The 7145-nt window shown below is 65.7% G+C and carries 6 protein-coding genes; 3 read left to right on the top strand and 3 right to left on the bottom strand.

Features of this window, described 5'->3' with window-relative positions; genetic code table 11:
- Positions 1 to 536 precede the first annotated feature (536 nt).
- Complete coding sequence (locus QMK34_RS46345) at positions 537 to 1346, top strand: DUF6308 family protein (protein WP_326421355.1); 810 nt, start codon at positions 537 to 539, stop codon at positions 1344 to 1346.
- Positions 1347 to 1358: 12 nt separating this feature from the next.
- The gene (locus tag QMK34_RS46340) at positions 1359 to 1562 is read left to right on the top strand and encodes a hypothetical protein (protein WP_326421354.1); all 204 of its coding nucleotides are present in this window, start codon (positions 1359 to 1361) and stop codon (positions 1560 to 1562) included.
- A 455-nt stretch (positions 1563 to 2017) separates the two neighbouring features.
- Here the strand turns inward: QMK34_RS46340 and QMK34_RS46335 are convergent, their stop codons facing one another.
- The gene (locus tag QMK34_RS46335; RefSeq protein ID WP_326421353.1) at positions 2018 to 2173 is read right to left on the bottom strand and encodes a hypothetical protein; all 156 of its coding nucleotides are present in this window, start codon (positions 2171 to 2173) and stop codon (positions 2018 to 2020) included.
- Positions 2174 to 2373: 200 nt separating this feature from the next.
- Complete coding sequence (locus tag QMK34_RS46330) at positions 2374 to 2694, bottom strand: hypothetical protein (RefSeq protein ID WP_326421351.1); 321 nt, start codon at positions 2692 to 2694, stop codon at positions 2374 to 2376.
- A 1276-nt stretch (positions 2695 to 3970) separates the two neighbouring features.
- Here QMK34_RS46330 and QMK34_RS46325 point away from each other — a divergent pair.
- A complete protein-coding gene (locus QMK34_RS46325; protein WP_326421349.1) occupies positions 3971 to 6763 on the top strand; it encodes an AAA family ATPase in 2793 nt (930 codons plus the stop codon).
- Between the two features lie 199 nt (positions 6764 to 6962).
- Here the strand turns inward: QMK34_RS46325 and QMK34_RS46320 are convergent.
- Positions 6963 to 7145, bottom strand: a 183-nt coding sequence (locus QMK34_RS46320; protein ID WP_326421348.1) for a 3-hydroxyacyl-CoA dehydrogenase family protein, incomplete at its 5' end; no start/stop codon positions are given.

Raw genomic sequence — 7145 nt, 5'->3', positions numbered from 1 at the left:
TTGAGGAGTACTGGGCCTACCACCTGCTCAAAGAACATTATCGCCGCCACGAAACCCGCTACACCCACCAGCAAAACGACTACATCCTCGCTGGGTGAGCCCCTCCCTCAAAACGAACCACACCCAAAAGAAATAGCGCAATCGCGCGCTGCGGCGCTTGAACGCGACCGCACTACGAGGGGCGCATCCCCCGGCACCGGACGTCGCGGACGGCATGGTTTTTGCCGGAACTAGCGGGGGACGTACGGTAACCCAGTCAAGGCTGTGTACGGGCAAGCGACTGTCACTGCCTGGTGCAGTATGCAAAGTGTCACGGTCTCGTCCGGTGCGCGACACGGACAGCTTGCAACTCTCAGGAGTCCGCGCCTTGGCCGCGATCACGTGCGGCGCAGCCGCGTGGCGCGGTTGACTGCACTGGGCGGATCAGCATGGCGACGGTCATGTCTCAGTCCTCTCTTCATGGTAACGGCTGGTCGAACCGCGGCGACTCAGTACGAAGGCTCGGCAGGGTCGGCTTGAGGATCGAAGGTGAAACCATGCCCATCGACGCAGTGTCCGTTCCGCGTGCCTGCATCTACAAGTCGCAGCATGGCCTTCTCGACCAGGTGGTGCTCGGAGCCGACCACATTGACGCCCTCGCGACGCTCCGCGTCTACTTCAATCAGGATCCCGAACTTGGCGGGTTGTACACCGGCCGCAGCTTCGAGCGGTTCGATGGCAGCGGAGATCGGACGGCCGTTCGCGACCAGGTGACCGCCGCTGACGTCTTGTCGCTCAGCTTCCTGAGCATCACCGACGGAGTCGCCGTGGCCACCACGGTCACGCACGCCGAGGAGATCGCCACGCTGCTACGTCAACTCCCGCTTGACGTGCCTATGTACGAGTCACCCTTGGCCACCTACACACCCGAGTCACCGGCCCACGAACTCTGGAGGTTGCTCTGCCGGTCCGGCGGCAAACACCGTCCAGTGACCGCGAACAAGCTGCTGGCCCGTAAACGGCCCCACCTGCTCCCCGTTTACGATTCGCAAGTCGCTGCGCACCTGGGTCGCCCGGACAGTATCTGGGCCTGCCTGTGGACGTGGTTCGCAAACGATCCTCAACGCGCGACCGCCCTGCTGGACCTCCGTACCGAGGCCGGCGGTAGTGATGACATCAGCCTGCTGCGCTGCCTGGACGTCGTGCTGTGGATGCGCACAACGAGCGATATCCGACGGCGAGCCCAGCAGCGCTACACCACCGGTCGGCTCCGATCAGGGCACCGTGTACTTCGGCTTCGAGGACCTCACTGCAGCTGGCCCACCCAGGTGAACTCATGTCGAAAGGTACCGTCGAGGTGGCGGTGAAGGAGGATCCAGATGGACAGCATCGACAACGAAATCGGACAATGCCGACGCTATGCCTGCGTCGGCACCGTGATGTGGCGTGGCCTATGCGGACATCACTGGAACCGCTGGCAAGACGGCACTGACCTGCTCGACCTGCCCAATGACGACGCTGCGGCACCACCTCAAAACGTATGGGATGCGCCGCGGGGCCGCGATGCATCTCGCTGCGTGTAACGCCGGGCACGGCATCACCGACCAGGGCACCACCGGAGATATGAACCGGCCAGCAAAGCCCGCAATCTGGGTGGCATCTTCCTCGGGTGATCGGCTCATCGACCCGCGCCATGTTGTCGCTGGACCGCGTCCGCGCCATGCGTAAACCCTGAGCGGGACACGTCCAGTTCACGGCACATGAACTCGACCGGGAACTCTCCGGAATCAGCCCAGTCCGCGATGTCTGTTCTGGTGAAGGGGACTTTTGCAAGGTTGAGTCGAGGGAAAGTCCCCTTCAGTCGTCACCCCAGGCTTGCCGTGTGCCCTGATGGGAGCCTTCACGGCGTTTAACGCTGTCATGGTGGCCTTCAGGGGCACGCATGAAACGTGACGGCGCCTCCTGACCCCCACGGGCGCGCTCGACCGCGCGGACCTCCGGCCGCGTCCCTGCTCGAAGCGCGTGTACTAGTCGATGCTTACGCTGGCGGGCCGGGCGAGCTCGTCGCGGTGCAGTCCGCGGACCGGGCGCCGTGGGGCAGCGTTGTCGATGCCGTCACGAGCGCCGGATCGACGCGCTCGCGGGCGGCTCGGAGGAACTCGGCGAGCTCGTCGGCTCCGCGGGTGCGGGCCATCAGTGGTCGTCCTTCCGGTTCCTCGGTGTCCCTGTGCGCGACGGCCGCCGACCGTCATGCCCGTTCAGACTGTCTGGGCAGTGGGCAGGATCGTGGTCTCGACGTTGGTATGTGGCGCAGCGATGAACGCGATGGCTCCGCGACGTCCTCGCCCCCGGAGGCAGGGCCCGGCCCTGCCGCGCGATGCGAAACGGGCAGGCTCAGTCGCGGTGCGCGGTGGCCAGCGCCCTGCTGCGCCAGGGGGCGATGTGCTCCGCGACCATCGCGTTCTTGACCTCGAGACGCTCGTAAGCGTCGCTGCCCACCAGCAGGTGCGAGGGCAGCGTCTCGCCGTCGGTCACCTCGACGATCAGCGCCGCGCCCTTGACCGGATCCCCGGGCTGGGCGTGATTGGCCGCGTCGATCCCGTCGAGCACGTGGTGGGCGGGGGTGCCGTCGTAGGCCGCCAGCCGCGCCCCGGCGACCGACAGGGAGCTGGCGTCGAAGAGGTCGGTACGCAACGCCCCGGGCTCGACGACCATGCTCTGGATCCCGAGCGGACCCAGCTCAGCGGCGAGGGCTTCGCATTGCCCAAAAGCAGAGCGGCCCAGCAGAATAATTCGCGTGGGCGCGGATTAGTGGACCACCGTGCAGCCCGAAAGCCTTCGTCCCAATGCGATTTCTGAATCAGGCGGATTGTCCATATTATCGGTTTTACAAACGGAGAAACTTGATTAGCCGCCGCACGCGGCTGCGCATGGCTTGAAGGTCAACAGCAACCAGGCTAAGTCATCACGTTATCGAAGCCGACCTCATCTCGTGCGCTTTCCTGTGGCCGATGCCACATGATTCTCGCTAGTCGCTGCCATTGTGTAGCACAAGATGCCAGAAGGCAAGCGCGAAGTCGACCATGAAAATGTTTCGGATCTTCAGATCGCTAACAGGCTGTGGTTGCGCCCGCGCCGCCTGCCTTTTCCTGGCTGCGCGCAGACCGTGCGACCCACCAGGCCGGCGGCGCAGCGTGACTGGCCCCAGGTGAGCGTGTCAGCATTGGCCAGTGTCGACTCGAACCCCACTTCACCGTCTGCGTAGCCGGCCAGTGGCCTGTGGGCGCGGCATCGAGAGGAGGCCCGGCGATGCACAAGGGTTGGGAACAGTGACGTTCCCCAAAAGTCGTCTACGTCGTTGACCAGCAACATCGTAAGATGATCGACCCGACTGAGAAAGTCGCGAATGTCCGACTTTGCTGGGCCCGCGCGCCTAACGCACCAGGTCGACAACGTCACAGCTGCACAAGGACACGCTCTCGTGGTAGCGTCCTGATTGATCAGGTACGGTGGCGTTCCAGATGAAGGAGAGCGTAGCCATGGCGTTGTGAAGCCAGCTGAAAATCACCTCCCGCGCGGGTTCCCCTGGGCTCCTGGTCATTGGAAAGCCCGGTCTTTGAGGGACAGCCAGCGGGGGGTTGCGCCGCAAGCGATGAATTCTGTCACCGGAAAACCGTTGTTGTGAAAGAATTATGTTGCGTCGATTGTCGCCCACCACGAGACAGTTTTAGACGCATTCCATGACTTTCACCGCGAAGGGTGCTCGGACCGGTCATTTGCCTTTCCTCGCGGACGCGCCTAACTCCGGACGTGCTAATGCGTAGTATAACCGTGGTCTCCCGGGCATGACAACTCTCACAATGCGACATCCAACGACCGATGCCCTACGATCCATAGCTAAGAGAAGCCGTCCGAAGTACTCGCCAAGCTCCTCGAGTCAGATGCTTCGATCGCCTGAATTCGCCGTCAACTGTAGATGGGGAGATCTTGCATGATCGAGCGAGATTCTGAACTCGCTGAGTTGACTGCAGCTTTTGCCGAGTCCGCCACCGAGGGCGTACGCGTTGTCGTGCTCCAGGGGGTTGTCGGGAGTGGCAAGACGGCGCTGATCGACCAGTTCGGCGACCGGGCCCGCGGCGCCGGAGCGCGGCTGCTCCGTGCCAATGGGGCGCTGACCGAATGCTCGCTCTCCCTGGGCGTCGTGCGCCAATTGCTTGCCGGTGAGATCTTTGACCGCGATACGGCGATGATCGTCGGTGGTCTACTCGACCACCAGCTGCTTGCCGATGCGGCATCCGACGGGGTGAGTCGCTCTCTGGTGCTGGACGGGCTGGCGACAGCGGTGCTGGAGCTGGCCGGCGAGAGCCCAGTGGTGATCGCCATTGACGACACGCAGTACCTCGACGCTTTCTCCCAGGACTGGCTCAGCTATCTGATCCGCCGTGCCGGGCTCGCCCGAATCCTGATCGTCCTCGGCTGGCGCGAGGATATCCAGATGTCCCTGAGTGACGCCTGGCTGCTCCACAGCGACGCCTGGCTGCTCCACACCGAGCTCTGCCAGCAGGCCTACTGCCGGCGGCTGCAGCTGACTCCGCTTTCGCCGAGCGGCGTCGCCGAGCTCATGGCCGAGCGACTCCCCGAGTCTGTTGCGACGCAACTAGCCGCGAAAGCGCACCAGCTCACCGGTGGCAATCCGTTGCTCCTGCACGCGTTGCTGAAGGATGGCTGGGCTGTCACCGGCGGCGACGGCACGCCAGCCGAGCTGGACACAGGGGCCGAGGTCGAGCGGGCAGTTCTGCACGTCCTGCGCCGGTGCGATCCGGTGACGCTGCGGGTCGCGGGTGCGGTCTCGGTCATCGGCGAACCGTCGCGGTTCGCATTGCTCGGCCGGCTCGTCGACGTCGCGCCAGACCGGGTCACCGCAGCGATGCAGGTGCTGACCCAGATCGGTCTGGTGGAATCCGGTCGGATGCGGCACCCGGTCATCGCCGGCGCTGTGCTGAACGCCTTCTCGGACGATTGTCGATCCGAGCTGCATTGGCGCGCGGCGAATCAACTCAAGGCCCACGGTGCGGACTCCTTGATCATCGCGGAGCACCTAGTCGCCTCGGGTCGTCTCGACGACCCGTCGGCCGTAACGAATCTGGTCGAGGGGGCGCAGCAGGCGCTGGAGGAGGGCTACCCGCGGCGGGCCACAGAGCTGCTGCGGCTGGCATACCAGGTAGACACCGATGTCCAGCGTCGGGTGGACATTGTGGCCCTGCTGCTGCGGGCGGAATGGCGGGGCGACCTGAGAGCCGCGGTCGGCCATCTGTCCGAGCTGACCGACGCGATGCTGAGCGGTCAGCTTCGGGACCGGCACGCGACGATGCCGATCATCATCATGCTGGTCCAGGGGCGGGTGGCCGATGCTTGCTCCGCGCTGTCCCGGCTAGCGGCCGACGCGCCGCCGGACTCCCGGCCTTCATGGGGGTTCGACATGATGCAGAAGTGGCTGGCCTACATGTATCCGGGCGTCGTCCGGCGAGCGACCGGCGAGAGTAAGACAAACGGCGCGCCGATCATGTATCCGGGCGCTATCGGCTACCGATTGCTCGAACACTTCCAGAGCACCCATCATCAGGAGGCGACTGCGGAGGGCTTGGTCCATGTGGACGACGCGCTGTGGCAGCAGCCGCTGACCGAAATCAATCTGCTGCCGCTCATCCTCGCGTTGCGCAGGATGGTTCACGCCGAGCGATTGGAGGAGGCGGAAAGGCGGTGCCAGGAACTGGTGCGGGCCTGCTTCGACCTCCAGGCGCCCACCTGGCACGCGCTGTTCTGCGCGATCGGCGCGGGCATTGCCTTGCGCAGGGGCTCGATCACCGTGGCGGCCACCCGGGCAGCCGCCGCGCTCGAACTCATCCCGGTCGCCGACTGGGGCGTGCTGGCCGGTGTGCCGTTGAGCACCCTGCTGACGGCGCAAACGCTGCAGGGCAAACACGATGAAGCGGCGCGCACGCTCGCTCTGCGAGTGCCGGACGTGATGTTCGAGACGCCGTTCGGCTTGTTCTATCTGTTGGCGCGCGGCCGTCACTACGTTGAGCGCGGGCTCGCGCAGGTGGCTCTCGACGATTTCCAGGCCGTCGGTGACCTGCTCGACCAGTGGGGGATGGCGCGGACCGGGGCGTTGCCGTGGCGCACGGAGATGGCCGCCGCTCACCTGCAGCTCGGGGACCGCGAGGTGGCCGCACGCTATGCGCGCGAGCAGCTACGCCGGATCGGCCAGGGCCACTTGCGGGTGCGCGGCCGCACCTTGCGGCTGCTGGCGGCGACCCTCGAACTGCGCTTCCGGCCACCGGTGCTGCGCGAGGCTGTGGATGTCCTGCACCGAAGCGGGGACAAGTTCGAGTTGGCGGGTGCGCTCGCCGCCCTGCACGATGCGTACACCCAACTCGGTGAGGCCGGCCGGGCGCGGTCAGTGGCACGCAAGGCCAACAGCATCAGGCAGGCGTTCTTCGCGGACCAGCCCGCTCGGCGGGTCGGCGCGCCGGACGTGCCGGAGGAGACGGAAGTCGACCTGCTCATGCTCAGCGCTGCGGAGCGGAGGGTCGCCGATTTCGCGGCAAAGGGCCTGACCAACCGGGAGATCGCCGGCAGGCTCTACGTCACCACCAGCACGGTCGAGCAGCACCTGACCCGGATCTACCGCAAACTGGGCGTCAGCTCACGGGTGCAGTTGCTGTCCCGACTCGGGCCCCAACCGGCCCTCCCGCGCCCGGCTCACCGCGAGGCCTCCGCTTAGTAGAGCTACGGCACTTGTGTTGCTCGGGTGGGAAGCGCTGGCCGAGCGCATTGTGACCGGGTGTTCAGCCGACCGGGGTGCAGTGGCAGCCGTGGCGTTTCGAGGGGCGGCGGGGGAGTAGTCGTGGAAGCCCTGGCCGCTTTTGCGGCGCAGGAAGCCGCCCTCGATCATGCGCGGCAGCAGGGTGGGGGGCCGCGTACTAGGGGTCCTTGAGCTCCTCGTACGTCGACTGGCCGACCGAGGCGATGATGTCCAGGCCGATCAGGTCAATGAGGCCCAGGGGCCCGAGCGGGTGGCCGCAGCCGAGGACCATGGCGCGGTTGATGTCGGCGGCGGAGGCGACGCCGGACTCCAGTATGCGCACGGCGGGGATCAGGTAGGG

The organism is Amycolatopsis sp. H20-H5, assembly GCF_035828755.1.
Classification (GTDB): domain Bacteria; phylum Actinomycetota; class Actinomycetes; order Mycobacteriales; family Pseudonocardiaceae; genus Amycolatopsis.
Note: the sequence above shows the minus strand (reverse complement) of the source record. Positions and strands in the feature narration are given on the sequence as shown.